The following is a 17,347-nucleotide window of genomic DNA, read 5'->3' as shown; positions in this document are numbered from 1 at the left end:
CATGCGCCCCATACCCGAAGGCTACGAGGCCACCTTTGAAACGGTGGTCACCGAGGCCATGACCGTGGACTTTGAGGAGCTCGGGCCCGTCCACCCCGTTTACGCCACCTACTGGATGGCCAAGCACATGGAGCTCGCCGGGCGGAAGATCATCCTCCCCTTTCTGGAGGAAGGGGAGGAGGGGATCGGGAGCTACGTGGAGGTGCGCCACCTGGCCTCGGCCCTCCCGGGGATGCGGGTCAGGATCGTCGCCCGGCACGAGCGGACCGAGGGCAACCGGGTCCACGCCACCATGGAGGCCTATAACGAGCTCGGCGACCTCATCGGCGTGGGGCGCACGGAGCAGGTAATCCTGCCCAAGGCCAAGGTGGAAGCCCTCTTCGCCCAGCTCCGGGAGCGCTGGCAGGTGAAGAAGGGTATGCTGGGCCCATGAAGCTCGCCGGCAAGGTGGTGGTGGTCACGGGGGCGGGAAGCGGATTGGGCCAGGCCCTCACCCTGGAACTCCTCCGGCGGGGGGCAAGGGTGGCGGCGGTGGACCTAAGGGAGGAGGGCCTACGGGAAACCCAGGCCCAGGCGGGGAGCCTGGCCCCTGGGCTTAGCCTTCACCCTTTGGACGTCACCGATAAGGCGAGGGTGCTAGCCTTGCCCGAGGAGGTGGAAGAAGCGCACGGGCGGGTGGACGGCCTCATCAACAACGCCGGCATCATCCAGCCCTTTAAGCGGCTCCTGGACCTGGACGAGGCGGCCATGGAGCGGGTGATGCGGGTGAACTTCTACGGGACCCTCCACATGACCCGAGCCTTTCTGCCCAGGCTCCTCAAGCGCCCCGAGGCCCACCTGGTGAACGTTTCCAGCATGGGGGCTTTCGTGCCGGTGCCGGGGCAGGCGGTCTACGGGGCCTCCAAGGCGGCGGTGATGCTCCTCACCGAGGCCCTTTGGGCCGAGCTCCAGGGCACCCCCGTGCGGGTCACCTTGGCCCTGCCCGGGGCCATGCGCACGGGGATCGCGCAGCACTCGGGGGTGGAAGCCCCTGGGGCCGAGGGGGCGAAGGTGCCCGTTTTGGAACCCCAGGCAGCCGCCCGCATCCTCCTGGACGCCGTGGAGCGGGATGCCTTCCGGGTGCTCCTGGGCCGGGACGCCCGCACCATGGACCTCCTCCACCGCTTAAGCCCCCTCCTCGCTGCCCGGATCATCGGGCGCCGCATGGCCCACCTCCTGGGCTAGGTCCTTCCCCCGCACCAAAAGGGCGGCGAGCCCCATGAGCCCCGCGAGGAGAAGGGCGGCGGCAGCGAAGGCCGGGCCATGGTGGGGGAAAGCCCGGTGGAAAAGCCCCAGGCTCCCCCCGGCCAGGGCGCTTCCCAGGGCCTGCCCCAAGGAGCGGGCCACGGAAAGGGCCCCCGAGGCGAGCCCCTCCGTGCCCGAAGGGGCGAGGGAAAGGACCAGGGCGTTGTTAGCCGCCTGGAACAGGGCCCGCCCCACCCCGAGGAGGGCGAGGCCCAAGGCAGCCCCCCAAAGGGGGTGAATCAGGGGCAAGAAGGCGAAGGCCACTCCCGTCCCCAGGAGGAGGTGGGCCCCGAGGCGAGCCACCCGCCGGTAGCCCTTCCGGTCCGCCAGCCTGCCCGCCCAAGCCCCGAGGAGGAGGAGCTGCAAGGGCCCCAGGAGGAGAAGCCCCCCGATGGCCCTGGAGGATAGCCCCTCGGCCCCCAGGTGGAAGCTTAAGGCCACCGTGGTCCCCAGGGTGTGGGCGAAGTAAAGCCCCGTGGCGAGAAGGGCCCGGAGGAACCCGGGGGCGGAGAGGAGTTGTTTCAGAGAACCTCCTTGTTCCGGTAGGCTTGGCAGATCGCCCGAAAGGAGAAGGGCCAAAAAGGCGGCGGGAAGGGGGAGGAGGAAAACGAGGGAGAGGCTTTTGCCAGCGGCAAGCCCCCCTAAGGCCGGGCCCAGGAGGGTGCCCGTGGCCACCGTGCTCGCCACCATACCCAGGGCGTAGCCCCGGGCGCTGGGGAAGGCGGTGGCGGCCAGGCCGGGCACGAGCCCCACCACCATGGCCGTGGCCAACCCCTGGAGGAAGCGGAGGAGGTAAAGGGCCCACACCCCTGGGGCCAAGGCCAGGAGGAGGGCGAAGAGGGCGTGGAGGAGAAGCCCCAGCCGGAAGAGCTTCGCCGCCCCCACCCGCCCCGCCAGGCCCGCCACGGGCAAGTAGGCCAGGGCCGCCCCCAGAAGTCCCATGGACACCACGCCCTGGGCCGCCTCCGGCCCCACGGCGAAGGTCTTCTGAAGGAGGGGAAGCGCTGGGGCCAGGCTGCTTTCGTTGATCGTCCCCAGGAGCACCCCGGAAAGGAGGGCGAAAAGCCGCCGGTCCATGGGCTAAGCCTAATTCCCGCGCGCCGGAACGGGTGTGATGGCCCTCCTTGCCCTTCAGGGGGGCTTGGGCGCACCATGGGGCCATGCTTTCCGAGCGTTGGACCCAGGGGCTTTCCTATGAGGCACTTCTTCCCAGGCTAGGCGCAGGGCGGACACGGGTGGAGGCCTTTTACCAGCTCCTGGAACCTTTGGATCCCCTTCCGGGGGCGGCCCGGGTCCTGGCCCTGGTGGAAGCCTGGTGCCCGGACTGCCTCCAGGCCATCCCCGTGTTGGCGAGGCTTCCCTTAGGGGTCCGTTTCCTCTTCCGGGACGAGAACCCGGACCTGGCCGAGCGGTACGCCAAGGAGGGCAAGCGCATCGTTCCCACCGTGGTCTTCCTGGGGGAGGATTGGGAGGAGCTTGCCCGCTGGCACGGGCCCCCCGGGGAGGCCCGCGCCTTCTTGGGGAAGCTCAAGGCGGAGGGGGTGCCCCCGGGGGAGCTCTTGCGCCGCTACCACGAGGCCTTTCCCCGCTTCGCCCAGGCCATGCTGGCCGAGTGGCGAGCCCTCCTGGTTCCCCAAGGGCGAACGGTGTAGCCTTCCCGGGAGTACACCTTTCCACGTTTCCACGCCCTCCCGGATACTCGGGATGTGGAAAGCCGTGTATTCCTGCTTTCGGAGGCCCAGGGCCTTTCCAAGGACCTCCTCGGGGGCAAGGGGTATGGCCTTGTGGCCATGGCGGGGGCGGGGCTTCCCGTACCCCCGGCCTTGATTATCACCACGGAGGCCTGCCGCGCCTACCTGGAGCGGGGCGAGGTGCCGGGCCTTATGGAGGAGGTACGCCTTAAGATGGCGGCCCTCGAGGGCCTAACCGGGAAGCGCTTCGGCCAGGGGGAGGGGAAGACCCCTCCCCTTTTGGTCTCCGTGCGGAGCGGGGCCCCGGTGTCCATGCCGGGGATGATGGACACCATCTTGAACCTGGGCCTCACCCTGGAAGGGGTGGAGGCCCTGGCCCGGGCCGCGGAAAACCCCCGCTTCGCCTGGGACACCTTCCGCCGCCTCCTGGCCATGTACGGGGAGGTGGTCCTGGGGGAGAAGGCGGAGGTTTTTGAGGGGATGCTCGCCGCCTTGAAGGCGGAGCGGAGGGTGATGGACCCTTGGGCGCAGCTTTCCGCCGCCGTGGAGGCGGTCTTCCGGAGCTGGCTCAACCCCCGGGCCAGAACCTACCGCCGCATCTACGGCATCCCCGAGGACCTGGGCACGGCGGTGGTGGTCCAGGCCATGGTCTACGGCAACCTGGGGGAGGACTCGGGCACCGGGGTGGGCTTCACCCGGAGCCCCGTCACCGGGGAGAAGCGCCTCTACGGGGAGTACCTGCGCAACGCCCAAGGGGAGGACGTGGTGGCGGGCATCCGCACCCCCGAGCCCCTGGAGCGCCTCCAGGACTACGCCCCCGCCCTTTACGCCGAGCTCCTAGAGGTGGCGGAGCGGCTGGAGCGCCATTTCCGCGACATGCAGGACTTTGAGTTCACCGTGGAAAAGGGGCGGCTTTACCTCCTGCAGACCCGCTCCGGCAAACGCACGGCCAAGGCGGCGGTGCGCATCGCCGTGGAGATGGCGGAGGAGGGCCTCATCTCCAAGGAGGAGGCGGTCTTGAGGGTGGAGGCCAACGCCCTCCCCGGCCTCCTCAAACCCAGCGTGGACCGGGACAAGGCCCCCAGGCCCCTCCTCAAGGGGCTTCCCGCAAGCCCGGGGGCCGCCAGCGGCCACGCCGTCTTCTCCAACGAGGGGGCGGAGCGCCTTAACGCCCAGGGCCTCCCCACCATCCTTATTCGCCCGGAGACCACCCCGGAGGACATCACGGGCATGTACCTCTCCAGGGGCATCCTCACCGCCCGGGGCGGCCTCACCTCCCACGCGGCGGTGGTGGCCCGGGGCCTGGGGGTGCCGGCGGTGGTGGGGGCCGAGGTCCTAAGGGTCTACCCGGAGGAGGGGAGGGCCGTGGTGGACGGGGTGGAGATCCGGGAAGGGGACCTCCTCACCCTGGACGGGAGCACGGGAGAGATTTACCTGGGGACGGTGCCCCTGGTGGAGGCGGAAGGGGAAGCCCTTTTGCAGAAGCTCCTTTCCTGGGCCGAGCCCTTCAGGCGCCTTGGGGTGAGGGCCAACGCCGACACCCCAGAGGACGCCCGAAGGGCCCGCGCCTTCGGCGCCGAGGGGATTGGGCTTTGCCGCACCGAGCACATGTTCTTCCAGGAAGAGCGGCTCCCCTGGGTGCGCCGGCTCATCCTGGCCCAGACGGAGGAGGAGGAAAGGGAAGCCCTGGAGGAGCTTTTCCGCTTCCAAAAGGAGGACTTCAAGGAAATCCTCCGGGCCATGGACGGGCTTCCCGTCACCGTGCGGCTTTTGGACCCGCCCCTTCACGAGTTCCTACCGCCCTTGGCCGAGCTGGAAGAGGCGGTCAAGGCGGGGGACGGGGAAGCCGCCCGCCTATTGGAGCGGGCGAAGGCCCTCCAGGAGGCGAACCCCATGCTGGGCTTCCGGGGAGTTAGGCTCCTCCTCTTAAGGCCCGCCATCTTCCGCATGCAGCTTAAGGCCCTCCTCGAGGCGGCCAAGGAGCTAAGGGAAGAGGGGCTTGACCCCCACCCCGAGGTCATGGTTCCCCTGGTGGCGGACCCCAAGGAGGTGGAAAGGGCCCGCCTGTTGGCGGAGGAACTCTTCGCCCAGTACGGCCCCATCCCCTTCGGCACCATGATAGAAACCCCGAGGGCCGCCCTCCTGGCGGGGGAGATCGCTCCCTTGGTGGACTTCTTCAGCTTCGGCACCAACGACCTCACCCAGATGACCTTTGGCCTCTCCCGGGACGACGCCGGGAAGTTCCTGCCCCGGTACGTGGAGGAGGGGCTGTTCCCCTTTGACCCCACGGAGCGCCTGGACGAGAAGGGGGTGGGGAAGCTTCTAAGGCTGGCGGAGGAGGAGGGCAGGCGGGCCAACCCCAGGCTCAAGCTCGGCCTCTGCGGGGAGCACGGGGGCGAGGCGGGAAGCGTTCGCTTCGTGGCGGAGCTTCTGGACTACACCTCGGCGAGCCCCTACCGGGTCCTCACCGCCCGCCTGGCCGCCGCCCAGGCGGGGCTCCGGCAAGGGGTAGGGGTTTAGGGGGTTAGGCGGGCGATTGGGGTAGGAACACCCCCGGATGGTGGAAGAGGAGGCGCCGGGCCTAGCGGTGAAGGTCCACCCCCGGTACGCCTTTCCGCCGCCGCCGAGCCCTAACGATGGCGGGCACGACCTCACCCCCTGCGGCTGGAACTTTCCCTCGAGGCCCAGGAAGCCTTTTTCCGTCTGGGCGGAAGCGGCCGGACCTGTGGCGGGGCTGGGACTGGGCGCTCTGGTGGTGGCTTCCCCTGTGTTCGCGAAAGGTACATTTCGCGCATGTATAATGCCCCCATGGACCCCAGCGCCCCCGCCCACATTCTTTGGAAAACCCTAGGCATTACAAGCCCCGACAGCGCCCTCCTTCCCCTTGCCCCCTATGCGGAATACCTCCTCCTGGAACGGGGCTACTCCCCCCGGGGGGTGCGCCGCTACCTCCAGGACCTGGCCTTCTGGTTCCGCTTCCTAAAGGCCCAGGAGCTTCCCCCAGGCCCCGAGGCGGTGCGGGTCCTCCTCTTGCAGGAGCGCTGGGCCCCCAGGCGGGTCCAGGGGTTCCTCGCGGCCCTAAGGAGCTACTACCGCTACCTGGCCCAGGTGCGGGGCGAGGCGGTGGAAGACCCCACGGAGGGCATCGGTCGGCCCAAGGCGGGCCGCAGGCTTCCCCTGCACCCAACCCCCGAGGAGCTAAAGCGCTTCCTTTCGGCCTTTTCCGAGGAAAAGGAGGCGAGGCTTCTCACCGCCTTGGCCCGCTTCCTCTACGGCACCGGCCTTCGCATCTCCGAGGCCCTTTCCCTCAAGGGGCGCAACGTGGTGCTGGAAGGGGGCCTGCCGGCGGCGGTGCGGGTGGTGGGCAAGGGTAACAAGGAACGGCTCGTGCCCCTTTCCAAGACGGCCCGGGAGGTACTGATGGAACTGGGCCCTCCCCAGGGTAATGTGCCCGTTTTCACTTTCTCGCAGGGGCGCCGCCAGGGCCGCGTCCCCTCCGCCCGCTACGTGGAGGCCAAGTTCCGGGAGGCCGCCCTCCGGGCGGGCCTGGACCCCCGGCGCTTCACCCCCCACAAGCTCCGCCACGCCTACGCCACCCTCCTGGTGGAGGTGGGGGTGGAGCTGGATGCGGTGAAGGACCTCCTTGGTCACGAGTCCATCGCCACCACCCAAATCTACCTCCACGCCTCCCGGGAAAGGCTCAAGGAGGCGGCCGGGAGACTTCCCGACCTCTAAAGCGCCGTGGCCCCCCCATCCACGGGCAGCACCACCCCCGTGATGTAGTCCGAGGCGGGGCTGGCCAGGAAAAGCACCGCCCCCCCAAGCTCCCCGGGCCTTCCCGGGCGGCCTAGGGGTAGGGTGGCCTTGAGGAGGGGCTCGGCCCGAGGCAGGACCTTTTCCGTCATGCGGGTGGGGAAAAAGCCGGGGGCCAAGGCGTTCACCCGGATGCCCCACCGCCCCCACTTCACCGCCAAATCCCGCGTCATGGCGATGAGGCCCCCCTTGGAGGCGGAGTAGCCCACGGCGTCCAGCACCTCGGGGTACTCCCCCTTGAGCCCGGCCACGGAGGCGATGTGGACGATCTTGCCGTAGCCCCTTTCCTTCATGCGCCGGGCCGCCACCCGGCTCGCCAGAAAGGCCCCCACCAGGTTCACTTCCAAAACCTCCCGCACCTTCTCCACGGGCATCTCCAGGGAAGGCGCCCCCCAGGTGATTCCGGCGGCGTTCACCAGGATGGTGAGGGGCCCGAGCTTCTCCTCCACCTCCTCGGCGATGGCCTCGAGGCGGGCCTCGTCCCGCACGTCCCCTTCTAAGTAGAGGGCATCTTCGCCCAACTGGGCCCGGGCCTCCTCAAAAAAGCTCGCCCGCCGGGCCATCACCGCCACCTTAGCCCCCGCCTCCTTGAGGGCCAGGGCGGCCTCGAGGCCAAGCCCCCGCGACCCTCCCGTCACCAGGGCCGCTTTCCCGTCCAAGCGAAACTTCCCCAGGAACATCCTCAGGAGGCCCCCTGGTAGAGGTCCTTGTACTGCTCCCTAAGGGCCCGCTTGAGGAACTTGCCCGCCGAGGTCCTCGGGATCTCCTCCACGAAGACGTAGGCGTCGGGAAGCTGCCACTTGGCGAAGCCGGCCTTTAGGAGGTGTTCGTTCAGCTCCTCCGGGGTGGGCTTCTCGCCCCTGGGCACCACCACCGCCAAGGGCCTCTCCTGCCACTTGGGGTGGGGGATGGCCACCACCGCCGCCTCCTTCACCTTGGGGTGGCCCATGAGGGCGTTTTCCAGGTCCACGCTGGAGATCCACTCCCCGCCCGATTTGATCAGGTCCTTGAGCCGGTCCTTGATCTCTATGTACCCTTCCTCGTCCCAGGTGGCGATGTCCCCGGTGCGGAAGAAGCCGTCCGGGGTGAGGGCGCTCCGCGTGGCCTCCTCGTTCTTGTAGTAGCCCCCGGTGATCCAGGGCCCCTTGAGCTGGACCTCCCCCAGGGCCTTCCCGTCCTTGGGCACGGGGCGGCCCTCCTCGTCCGCCACCCTTAGGCGCACCAGGGGGATGGGGAGGCCGGTTTTGGCCTTGAAGGCGATGCGGGCCTCGGGGGTAAGATCTTTCTCCAGGTGGCTTTTGATGAAGTTCACCACCACCACGGGGGAGGTCTCGGTGAGGCCGTAGCCCTGGCGCACCTCCACCCCCATGGCCTCAAAGCGGGCGATAAGGCTCCGGGGAGCCGCCGAGCCCCCCACCACCAGGCGCTTTAGGGTCCTGAGGCGGTGGCCCGTGCTTTCCAGGTAGTCTGCCAGGGCGAGCCAGACCGTGGGCACCCCGGCGGTGAAGGTCACCCCTTCCCCGTCAAAGAGCTCCACCAGGGAGGCGGGGTCCAGCCTGGGCCCGGGCAGGACCTGCTTGGCCCCCACCATAGTGGCGGCGTAGGGCAGGCACCAGGCGTTCACGTGGAACATGGGGACCACCGGGAGGACCACGTCCGCCTCCGAGAGGGCGGTGCCGTCCGTGAGGCTGCCCGCCAGGCTCTGGAGGACCAGGGCCCGGTGGCTGTAGACCACCCCCTTGGGCAGGCCGGTGGTCCCGGTGGTGTAGGCCATGCCGCAGGCGGCCCGCTCCGGCACCCGCACGGGGTCCTGTTCCTCCCCCAGGACCTCCTCGTAGGCCAGGTAGCCCTCCGGGGCCTGCTCGTCCATAACCACGAAGTGCTGCACCGTTTTCAGTTCGGGCCGGATGGCCTCCACCAAGGGCAGGAGGTTGGGGTCAAAGAGGAGGACCTTGTCCTCGGCGTGGTTTAGGATGTAGGCGATCTCCTTGGGGGAAAGCCTTGGGTTGGCCGTGTGGAGGACCGCCCCCATTCCGGGGACGGCGAAGTAGGCCTCGAGGTGGCGGAAGTGGTTGAAGGCCAAGGTAGCCACCCGGTCTCCCACCCCCACCCCTAGGGCCTTGAGGCCCCCCATGAGCCTCCTGGCCCTTTGGTAGACCTCGGCGTAGGTGGTGCGGTGGATTTCCCCGGTGTGGAGGCGGGAGACCACCTCCTTCCTCCCGAAAAGCTCCGCCGCCCGCTCCAGGAAGTCCCAAAGGTTCAATTCCTCGTCCATCATGGTGCTCGGGAACGCGTTCATCCTTTCCCCCTCCATTGGGTTAGACCCAGTATAACCCTTAGGCGCCCGGGGAGGGCCTCCGCCGCACCATGGTCACGAACTCCCCTTCCTGCACCACCTCGCCCCTTTGGTTGTAGACCCTCACCCGCTGCACCAGGATGCCCCGGTCGGGCTTGGAGGTCTCCCGCTTCTCCAGGATCTCGCTTTCCCCCCGGACCGTGTCCCCGATGAAGACGGGCTTCAGGAACCTGTAGTTCCGGATCTCCAGCCAAGCGATGATCGTCCCCTCAAAGTGGCCCGCGCGCTGCCTGAGCCCCGTGAGCATGGAAAGGACCAGAAGCCCGTGGGCAATGCGCTGGCCGAAGGGGGTGGACTTGGCGAACTCGGCGTCGGTGTGAATGGGGTTGTAGTCCCCCGAGACCCCAGCGAAGTTCACCACGTCCGCCTCGGTGACGGTGCGGGCCGGGGTGGTGAAGCGCTGGCCGACCTCAAAGTCCTCAAAGTACATGGGCATGGGTTCCCTCCTTAGGCGAAGGCCCGAATCCCCGTGAGGTGGGCCCCGATGATGAGCTTCTGCACCTCGCTCGTCCCCTCGTAAAGGGTGAGGATGCGGGCATCCCGATAGAGCCTCGCCACCTCGTACTCCTCAAAGAAGCCGTACCCCCCGTGGACCTGGATGGCCCGGTAAGCCACCCGGTTGGCGGCCTCGGAGGCGAAGAGCTTGGCCATGCTGGCCTCGAGGGTATACGCCTCCCCCCTCACCTTCTTTTGGGCCGCCCGGTAGGTGAGGAGGCGGCTCGCCTCGAGGTCCAGCTTCATGGCCGCAAGGTGCTCCTGGATGAGCTGGAAGGCCGCCAGGGGCTTGCCAAACTGCTTCCTCTCCCGGGCGTAGGCGAGGGAGAGATCCAAAGCCCTTTGCATAAGCCCCACCGCCCCCGCCGCCAAGGAGATGCGGCCCGTGTCCAAGGTGGAAAGGGCGATCTTAAAGCCCTCCCCCTCCCGTCCCAAAACCCTTTCCTTCGGCACCCGCACCCCATCCAAGAACACCATCCCCGTATCCGCCGCCTTCAGGCCGAGCTTCCCCTTTAGGGGGCTCGTCCTCACCCCGTCTTGCCGCTCCACCAGGAAGCAAGTAATGCCCCTAGCCCCCTTTTCCGGGTCCGTCTTGGCGAAGATGAGGAAGACCTCCGCCACGTTGCCGTGGGAGATGAAGGTCTTCTGCCCCTCCAGCACGTAGTGGTCGCCTTCCCGGTAGGCCCGGGTGCGGAGGCTTGCCGCATCCGAGCCCGCCTCGGGCTCGGTGAGGCCAAAGGCCCCGAGGATCTCCCCCCGGGCCAAGCGGGGCACGTAGCGCCGCTTCTGCGCCTCGGTGCCGTAGGCGAGGAGGGGGGTTAGGACCAGGCTCTGCTGCACGGAGAGGATGGAGCGCAAGGAAGCGTACCCCCCCATCTCCTCCAAGAGGGCGAGGTAGGCGAAGAAATCCAGCCCCGCCCCGCCCAGCTCCTCCGGGACGAAGACGCCCAAAAAGCCCAGATGCCCCATGCGCTCCACCAGGGGCCAGGGGAAGACCTCCTTTTCCTCGTACTCCTTTAGCTTGGGCGCCGCCTCCTGCAGGAAGCGACGCGCCACCTCTCTAAGCTCCTTGTGCTCCGGGATCTCCATCCTTCAACCCCCTCAAGATGAGGTCATGGTAAGCCCGGGCGAACTCCACCGCCCGCTTAGGGCTGCCGGGGCGGAACCAGCGGATCATCCAGTTGAGCAGGGAAAGCACCGCCCGCCCCGCCAGGGCCACGTCCACGGGGCGGAAGGCTCCCGCTTCCACCCCCCGCCGGAGGATGTTTCTGAGGTTCGCCTCGTGCCGGTCCCGCAGTTCATTGGTGGCCGCCCGGTTTTCCGGGGAAAGGCTTTTGATGCCTTGCAGCATGGTGACAAAGAAGGGGTAGTTCTCCTCAAAGTAGCGGGCGTGGGCCTCCATGAAGCGGAGAAGGGCCTCCTCCGGGTCAGGGTGGGCCATGGCCTCTTCCCCCGCCCGCACCAGGCCCCAAAGGGCTTTCAAGCTGATCTCGTAAAGGATCTCCTCCTTGCTCCGGAAGTGATGGTACAGCGCCGCCTTGGAAAGGCCCAGGGCCTGGGCGATGTCCTGGACGCCGGTGGCCTCGTAGCCCTTCTCGGTGAAGAGCTTGGCGGCCTCCTCGAGGATGCGGTCTTTGGTCGTGGTCACCATGGCTCACCGACCGGTCGGTAAGTACACCCTATACCCACCGCCCTCCTGTGTCAAGGGAAAAGGTGAGCTGGGACACTTGTCCCTTCGCCCCGGGTGTGCAAAACTAACAAACGATCGTTAGCCATGGAGCGCCGGGACGAGATCCTCCACGTGGCCGGAACCCTCTTCAGCCAGCGGGGCTACCACGCCACCAGCATGCGGGAGCTCGCCCGCCACCTGAACCTGCAAGGGGGAAGCCTCTACGCCCACATCCAGTCCAAGGAGGAGATCCTCCTGGAGGTGGTGCGCCAGGCGGCGGAGCGCTTCCTCGCCGTTTTGGAAAGCCTTCCCGAAGGCAGCCCCGTGGATCGGGTGAGGGCCTTGGTGAAGGGCCACCTTCGGGTCATCGCCGAGGAACTCCCCCGGGCCACGGTCTTCTTCCACGAGTGGAAGCACCTCTCGCCTCCCCTACTGGAGGAGGCCAAGGCGCTCAGACGCCGCTACGAGGAAGGAGTGCAAGGGGTGATCCAGCAAGGGGTGGAGAAGGGCGCCTTCCGCGTGGAAAACGTGCGCCTCGCCACCCTCTTCGTCCTTTCCGCCCTCAACTGGACCTACCAGTGGTACCGCCCGGATGGGCCGCTTTCCCTGGAGGAGCTTGCGGAAGCCTACGCCAGGCTCGTGCTTCGGGCCCTGGGCGTGGAGGAAGGAGGCAAGGATGGTGAAGCTTAGGATCGGCTACCCGGAGGACCCAGACTACCCGGAAAGGCTTGCGGAGTTTGAGGCCAGGATCGCCCGGGGGGAGAAGATTGAGCCCGGGGACTGGATGCCGGCGGAGTACCGCAGGCAACTCATCCGCATGATCTCCCAGCACGCCCACAGCGAGTGGGTGGGCATGCTTCCCGAGGGCGCCTGGATCACCCGGGCCCCCTCCCTGAGGCGCAAGCTCATCCTCCTGGCCAAGGTGCAGGACGAGGCCGGGCACGGCCAGTACCTCTACCACGCCGCGGAAACCCTTGGGGTGACCCGGGAGGAGATGGTGGAGGCCCTGCTTTCGGGAAGGGCCAAGTACTCCAACATCTTCAACTACCCCACCCTCACCTGGGCCGATGTGGGCATCATCGGCTGGCTGGTGGACGGCATGGCCATCAAGAACCAGACCATGCTGGCCCAGTGCTCCTACGGGCCCTATTCCCGGGCCATGGTGCGCATCTGCGCCGAGGAAACCTTCCACCACAAGCAGGGCAAGGAGGCGGTCCTCCTCTACGCCCGGGGGTCCAGGAAGCAGCGGCAGATGGTGCAGGACGCCCTAAACCGCTGGTGGTGGCCCACCCTGATGATGGCGGGGCCCCACGACACCGACTCCCCCCACACTCCCCTCCTCCTGCGCTGGGGCATCAAGACCAAGACCAACGACCAGATCCGCCAGGAGTTCCTGAACGAGCACGTGCCGGAGCTTTTGGAGGCGGGGCTTACCCCCCCAGACCCCGAGCTCCGCTACGACGAGAAGACGGGGAACTGGGTCCACGGCCCCATCCCTTGGGACGAGTTCTGGAAGGTCATCAACGGGGAGGGCCCCATGAACCGCCACCGCCTTTTGGCAAGAGAGCGGGCCCACGAGGAGGGGCGCTGGGTGCGGGAGGCCATGGAGGCCCACGCCAAGCGCCGCCTGGCGCAGGCGGCGGACTAGGAGGCGGCCATGTGGGGAACCGAGTGGCCCCGCTACGAGGTGATCAAGCAGGACACCCCCAAAAGCCCGCCCCAGATGGTGGGCTCGGTGCACGCCACCGACCCCGAGCACGCCCTCCTTCTGGCCCGGCACGTCTTCGTGCGCCGGCCTTCCGCCTACGCCCTCTTTGTGGCTCCGGCGGAGGCCTTCTTCCACGTGACCCAGGAGGGGCTGAAGGGCCCATGGAGCGAAGGGTTGGAGGAGGGCCCGGAGGAGGCCTACTGGGTCTTCGCCAAGCGGAGCCACCGCCGGAGCATGGTGTATGGGGACCTGGTGGGCCGCTTCCTGGCCAAGGGCCCAGCCTCGGCCATCCGGGAGGCCCTCCTCCACGCCCAAGGGGTGGCCTTCTGGGCGGTGCCGGAGCGGCTGGTGGTGGGGACGGAGCCCAAGGAGGAGGTCATAGAGAGCTGGTTCGCCCCGGCCAAGGACAAGACCTACCGCCTGCAGAGCTACTATGGCCTCGTCACCGCCAAGGAGGTGGAGGATGCCCCTTGACCCTTACCTCAAGGAAGCCCTGGTGGCCAAGCTAACCGCCTTGGCCGACGACGAGGTGGTGCTGGCCCAGCGCCTTTCCGAGTGGGTGGGCCACGCGCCCATCCTCGAGGAGGACATCGCCATCGCCAACCTGGCCCAGGACGAGCTGGGCCACGCCAAGCTCTACCTGGAGCTCCGCCAGGAGCTGGACGGCGCTGACCCCGACCGCCTGATCTTCCTCCGCGACCCCCTGGAGTACCAAAACGCCATCCTGGTGGAGCTTCCCAAGGGGGACTGGGCCTTCACCCTGGTGCGGCAGTACCTCTTTGACGCCTACGAGAACCTTTGGCTCAAGGAGGCGCAAGGGAGCGCCTATGAACCCTTGGCCGAAGCGGCAAGCCGCATCCTGAAGGAGGAGCGCTTCCACCTGAGGCACTCCGCCCTTTGGGTGGAGCGCCTGGGCCTGGGCACCGAGGAGAGCCACCGCCGGGCCCAGGAAGCTTTAGAGCTCCTCTTCCCCTACGCCAAGCAGCTTTTCATCCCCCTCCCGGAGGAGGAGGCCTTGGCGGAGGCGGGGGTGGTGCCGGACCTGAGGGCCCTCGAGGCCCCCTACCTGGAAGAGGTCACCCGGCACCTGGAGCGCTCGGGGCTCAAGCCTCCCCAGGGGGGCTATGTGCCCAAAAGCCGGAAGGAGCACACGGAGTACCTATGGTCGCTGCTGGCGGAGATGCAGTCCGTGGCCCGCTGGGACCCGGAGGCCAAGGCGTGGTAGACCGCTACTGGGAGGCCCTAAAGGGGGTCAAGGACCCCGAGATCCCCGTCCTCAACATCGTGGAGATGGGGATGGTCCTGGGGGTGGAGGCGGAAGGATCCCGGGTTAAGGTGCGCTTCCGCCCCACCTTCTCCGGCTGCCCCGCCCTTAGGCTCATCCGCGAGGAGATCGTGCGGGCCCTGAAGGCGGCGGGGGCAGAGGCGGTGGAGGTGGAGGAGGCCCGCACCCCTTGGTCCACGGAGGCCATGGCGGGGGAGGCCAAGGAAAAGCTTGCCGCCTACGGCATCGCCCCACCCCTGCCCCTCCCCCTGGCCCACCAGGACCCCCCTTGCCCCCGGTGCGGTAGCCGGGAGGTGGTCCTCAAAAACGCCTTCGGGGCCACCCTCTGCAAGATGCTCTACCAGTGCGGTGCCTGCGGCGAGGTGTTTGAGGCCTTTAAGGCGGTGTGAGGATGAAGCTCCAAAGCTACCTTCTAGGCGCTTGGTGGGAAGGCGAAGGCGAGGGCGTTCCCATTCGGGACGCCGCCACGGGCGAGGAGATCGCCCGGGTCACGGCGGGGGGGCTTCCCCTCAAGGAGGCCGTGGCCCATGGGCGGGAGGTGGGGGGAAAGGGCCTTTTGGCCTTAGGCTTCCAGGAGCGGGGAAGGCGGCTTAGGGCCCTGGCCCAGTACCTTTCCGAGCGCAAGGAGGTCCTCTACCGGCTCTACGCCACCACCGGGGGCACGCGGCGGGACGCTTGGTACGACGTGGACGGGGGCATCGGGGTCCTCTACGCTTACGCCAGCCTCGCCCGCACCCTCCCCGAGGGCAACCTCCTCCCCGAGGAGGACTACCTCCCCCTTTCCAAGGACCTCTCCTTCCAGGGGCGGCACGTCCTCGGGCCCAAGGGCGGGATCACCCTCCAGGTGAACGCCTTCAACTTTCCCGTCTGGGGGCTTTTGGAGAAGTTCGCCCCCGCTTTCCTGGCCGGGGTTCCCACCCTGGTCAAGCCCGCCACCCCCACGGCCCACGTGGCGGAGGCCCTGGCCCGGATGATGCTGGAGTCGGGCCTCCTCCCCGAAGGCAGCCTCCAGTTCGTGGCGGGCGGCCTAGGGGACGCCCTGGAGGCCCTGGATTACCGGGACAGCCTCTACTTCACGGGCTCCAAGGCCACGGCGGACCAGCTCCGGCGCCACCCCGCCTTCCTGGAACGGGGGGCCCACTTCAACGCCGAAACGGACTCCTTAAACGCCGCCATCCTGGGGGAAGGGGCGGGGGAAGAGGAGCTCTTGCGCCTGGCGGAGGAGATCGCCCAGGAGCTCACCATCAAATCGGGGCAGCGCTGCACCGCCATCCGCCGGGTTTTGGTGCCGGAGGGAAGGCTCCAGGACCTCCTCGAGGCCACCCAAGCCCGCCTCGCCCCCCTGCGCCTGGGCGACCCCCGGGAGGAGGGGGTGGACCTGGGCCCCCTGGCCTCCTCAGCCCAGAAGGAGGAGGTGGAGGCGGCGGTGGCGGCCCTACGGAAAGCGGGCGCCCAGGTCTACTGGCAGCACGAGGGGCGAAGGGATGGAGCCTTCTTCCCCCCCACCCTCCTCCTGGCCCGAGACCCCTGGAAGGAGGCCCTCCACCGGGTGGAGCCCTTCGGGCCCGTGGCCACCTTCTTCCCCTACCGCACCCGGGAGGAGGCCCTGCGCCTCGCCCGCATGGGCGGGGGCATGCTCGTGGCCACCTTGGCCACCTTGGACCTCGAGGAGGCCCGCTTCTTCCTCCAGGGGCTCTCGGGAGAGGTGGGGAGGCTCCACCTCTTAAACCGCCACGACGCCCACACCTCCACGGGCCACGGCTCTCCCCTTCCCCGCCTCCTCCACGGGGGGCCGGGCCGGGCGGGGGGCGGGGAGGAGCTCGGCGGGCTCCTCTCCGTGAAGCGCCACCTCTCCCGCCTCGCCCTCCAGGGGGACCCCAAGACCCTCCAATCCCTCCTCTCGGAGTACGCCAAGGGGGCGGAGACCCCCGCCCAGGTCCACCCCTTCCGGAAGCATTACGAGGAGCTCGCGGTGGGGGAAACCCTCACCACCCACCGCCGCACCGTCACCGAGGCGGACATCGCCTTCTTCGCCCACCTCTCCTGGGACCACTTCTATGCCCACACGGACGAGCTCGCCGCCCAAAAAAGCCTCTTCGGCAAGCGGGTGGCCCACGGGTACTTCGTCCTGGCCGCGGCCGCTGGGCTCTTCGTGGACCCCGCCCCGGGGCCGGTCCTCGCCAACTACGGCCTGGAGGGCCTCCGCTTCACCGAGCCCGTGGCCGCGGGGGACACCCTGCAGGCCCGCCTCACGGTGAAGGCCAAACGCCCCCGGGACGAGCGTACCGGGGTGGTGGAGTGGGCGGTGGAGGTGGTGAACCAGGAGGGCAAGACCGTGGCCAGCTACACCCTCCTCACCCTGGTGGCCCGCAAGGGCGCTAGCTAAACTCCTGGGCCAATTCCTTCAACCGCTCGGCGATCCCCGTGTACTCCAGCTCCTCCATGGGGAGCATGGCGGGGCCGTAAAAGCCCTGCCGGCGCATCTCCTGGGCCTTCTCCACCACCTTGGCCCGCACCGCGTCCCACACGGGGTCGGCGAAGAGGTCCACGGGCTCGGAAAGCTTCCCCTCCTTGAGGGAGAAGGCCAGGGCGCAGACCATGGGCACGCAGAAAAAGCTGGAAGCCTGGGTGTTGGCCCTCACCGGCATCAGGGGCATATGGTGGCTTCCCCGGGTGTCCCCGGCCACAAAGGGGGCCAGGGCGAAGGGGGGACCGAACTCCTCGGTGGCGGGGAAGATCTTCTGGGTGCGGATGAGGGCCACCGGATCGTCCTTGCCCACGTAGCGCCCCGCGATGTTCCGCAGCCGGGTGGTGCTCACCACCGCGGCGATCTCCCCGTGCCTGCGGGACCAGATGGACTCTATGGCGAAGCGGTGGGAGTCGCGGAGCAGGGTGGCGATATCGTAAAGCCGCTCGGGGGCGTCCAGGGTGATGTGGCTATCCCGCTCCGTCTGGGCCAGATCCATGATGCGGAAGCGGAAGCCCGGCCTTAGAGGCTGTCGTAAAAGTCCTCCACGGCCAGCTACGCGGCCCTAGCCAGCCGCTT

At 68.3% G+C, this 17,347-nt stretch carries 17 protein-coding genes and 1 pseudogene; 11 read left to right on the top strand and 7 right to left on the bottom strand.

Going from position 1 to position 17,347, the window contains the following annotated elements; genetic code table 11:
• The first annotated feature begins 1 nt into the window (after nt 1).
• Both L0D17_RS06845 and L0D17_RS06840 read left to right on the top strand, forming a co-directional pair.
• The gene (locus L0D17_RS06845; RefSeq protein ID WP_039459895.1) at nt 2-433 is read left to right on the top strand and encodes a thioesterase family protein; all 432 of its coding nucleotides are present in this window, start codon (nt 2-4) and stop codon (nt 431-433) included.
• Nucleotides 430-1,224 carry an SDR family NAD(P)-dependent oxidoreductase gene (locus L0D17_RS06840; protein ID WP_243094548.1) on the top strand — a complete coding sequence of 265 codons (795 nt, stop codon included), beginning with the start codon at nt 430-432 and terminating at the stop codon, nt 1,222-1,224. The genes L0D17_RS06845 and L0D17_RS06840 overlap by 4 nt, the downstream gene beginning before the upstream one ends.
• On the opposite strand, the gene L0D17_RS06835 is transcribed toward L0D17_RS06840, so the two are convergent.
• Entirely contained in the window at nt 1,165-2,361 is a 1,197-nt protein-coding gene (locus L0D17_RS06835) for an MFS transporter (RefSeq protein ID WP_243094547.1), read from the bottom strand. The genes L0D17_RS06840 and L0D17_RS06835 overlap by 60 nt on opposite strands.
• Before the next feature lie 83 nt (nt 2,362-2,444).
• On the opposite strand from L0D17_RS06835, the gene L0D17_RS06830 reads away from it, so the two are divergent.
• From L0D17_RS06830 to L0D17_RS06820, 3 genes are all read left to right on the top strand, one after another.
• Complete coding sequence (locus L0D17_RS06830) at nt 2,445-2,936, top strand: thioredoxin family protein (RefSeq protein ID WP_243094546.1); 492 nt, start codon at nt 2,445-2,447, stop codon at nt 2,934-2,936.
• 54 nt (nt 2,937-2,990) lie between these two features.
• On the top strand, nt 2,991-5,495 hold the full coding sequence (ppdK, locus tag L0D17_RS06825; protein WP_243094545.1) for a pyruvate, phosphate dikinase: 2,505 nt from the start codon (nt 2,991-2,993) through the stop codon (nt 5,493-5,495).
• A 273-nt stretch (nt 5,496-5,768) separates the two neighbouring features.
• Nucleotides 5,769-6,710 carry a tyrosine-type recombinase/integrase gene (locus tag L0D17_RS06820; RefSeq protein ID WP_341474680.1) on the top strand — a complete coding sequence of 314 codons (942 nt, stop codon included), beginning with the start codon at nt 5,769-5,771 and terminating at the stop codon, nt 6,708-6,710.
• Here the strand turns inward: L0D17_RS06820 and L0D17_RS06815 are convergent.
• Genes L0D17_RS06815 through L0D17_RS06795 form a run of 5 tightly spaced genes read right to left on the bottom strand, consistent with a single transcriptional unit; the run spans nt 6,707 to nt 11,290 of the window.
• Nucleotides 6,707-7,468 carry an SDR family oxidoreductase gene (locus L0D17_RS06815; RefSeq protein ID WP_243094543.1) on the bottom strand — a complete coding sequence of 254 codons (762 nt, stop codon included), beginning with the start codon at nt 7,466-7,468 and terminating at the stop codon, nt 6,707-6,709. The two genes, L0D17_RS06820 and L0D17_RS06815, sit on opposite strands and share 4 nt — an antisense overlap.
• 2 nt (nt 7,469-7,470) lie before the next feature.
• Complete coding sequence (locus L0D17_RS06810; RefSeq protein ID WP_243094542.1) at nt 7,471-9,087, bottom strand: long-chain fatty acid--CoA ligase; 1,617 nt, start codon at nt 9,085-9,087, stop codon at nt 7,471-7,473.
• A 37-nt stretch (nt 9,088-9,124) separates the two neighbouring features.
• Nucleotides 9,125-9,580 (bottom strand): MaoC family dehydratase, encoded by a 456-nt coding sequence (locus L0D17_RS06805; protein ID WP_060384630.1) that lies wholly within the window; start codon nt 9,578-9,580, stop codon nt 9,125-9,127.
• 11 nt (nt 9,581-9,591) lie between these two features.
• Nucleotides 9,592-10,728, bottom strand: a complete 1,137-nt coding sequence (locus L0D17_RS06800; protein ID WP_243094541.1) for an acyl-CoA dehydrogenase family protein — start codon at nt 10,726-10,728, stop codon at nt 9,592-9,594.
• A complete protein-coding gene (locus L0D17_RS06795) occupies nt 10,700-11,290 on the bottom strand; it encodes a TetR/AcrR family transcriptional regulator (protein WP_243094540.1) in 591 nt (196 codons plus the stop codon). Before L0D17_RS06795 ends, L0D17_RS06800 begins: the two co-directional genes overlap by 29 nt.
• A 123-nt stretch (nt 11,291-11,413) precedes the next feature.
• On the opposite strand from L0D17_RS06795, the gene L0D17_RS06790 reads away from it, so the two are divergent.
• The 6 genes from L0D17_RS06790 to paaZ are packed head-to-tail and all read left to right on the top strand — an operon-like array spanning nt 11,414 to nt 16,687.
• The gene (locus L0D17_RS06790; RefSeq protein WP_039460069.1) at nt 11,414-11,998 is read left to right on the top strand and encodes a TetR/AcrR family transcriptional regulator; all 585 of its coding nucleotides are present in this window, start codon (nt 11,414-11,416) and stop codon (nt 11,996-11,998) included.
• Entirely contained in the window at nt 11,985-12,956 is a 972-nt protein-coding gene (paaA, locus tag L0D17_RS06785) for a 1,2-phenylacetyl-CoA epoxidase subunit PaaA (RefSeq protein WP_039460067.1), read from the top strand. Before L0D17_RS06790 ends, paaA begins: the two co-directional genes overlap by 14 nt.
• A gap of 9 nt (nt 12,957-12,965) precedes the next feature.
• A complete protein-coding gene (locus L0D17_RS06780; RefSeq protein ID WP_039460066.1) occupies nt 12,966-13,490 on the top strand; it encodes a phenylacetic acid degradation protein in 525 nt (174 codons plus the stop codon).
• Entirely contained in the window at nt 13,480-14,241 is a 762-nt protein-coding gene (paaC, locus tag L0D17_RS06775; protein ID WP_243094539.1) for a 1,2-phenylacetyl-CoA epoxidase subunit PaaC, read from the top strand. The genes L0D17_RS06780 and paaC overlap by 11 nt, the downstream gene beginning before the upstream one ends.
• The gene (gene paaD / locus L0D17_RS06770; protein ID WP_039460062.1) at nt 14,235-14,690 is read left to right on the top strand and encodes a 1,2-phenylacetyl-CoA epoxidase subunit PaaD; all 456 of its coding nucleotides are present in this window, start codon (nt 14,235-14,237) and stop codon (nt 14,688-14,690) included. Before paaC ends, paaD begins: the two co-directional genes overlap by 7 nt.
• A 2-nt stretch (nt 14,691-14,692) precedes the next feature.
• Nucleotides 14,693-16,687, top strand: coding sequence for a phenylacetic acid degradation bifunctional protein PaaZ (paaZ, locus tag L0D17_RS06765; RefSeq protein WP_243094582.1), 1,995 nt, complete (start codon nt 14,693-14,695; stop codon nt 16,685-16,687).
• Here the strand turns inward: paaZ and fbp are convergent.
• Nucleotides 16,680-17,312, bottom strand: a pseudogene (gene fbp, locus L0D17_RS06760) (fructose-1,6-bisphosphate aldolase/phosphatase); the annotation flags it as partial. The gene paaZ and the pseudogene fbp sit on opposite strands and share 8 nt — an antisense overlap.
• Nucleotides 17,313-17,347: the final 35 nt, after the last annotated feature.

Source organism: Thermus thalpophilus (assembly GCF_022760915.1).
In the GTDB taxonomy this organism is placed as follows: Bacteria; Deinococcota; Deinococci; order Deinococcales; family Thermaceae; genus Thermus; species Thermus thalpophilus.
This window is presented reverse-complemented; position numbering and strand designations above follow the sequence as displayed.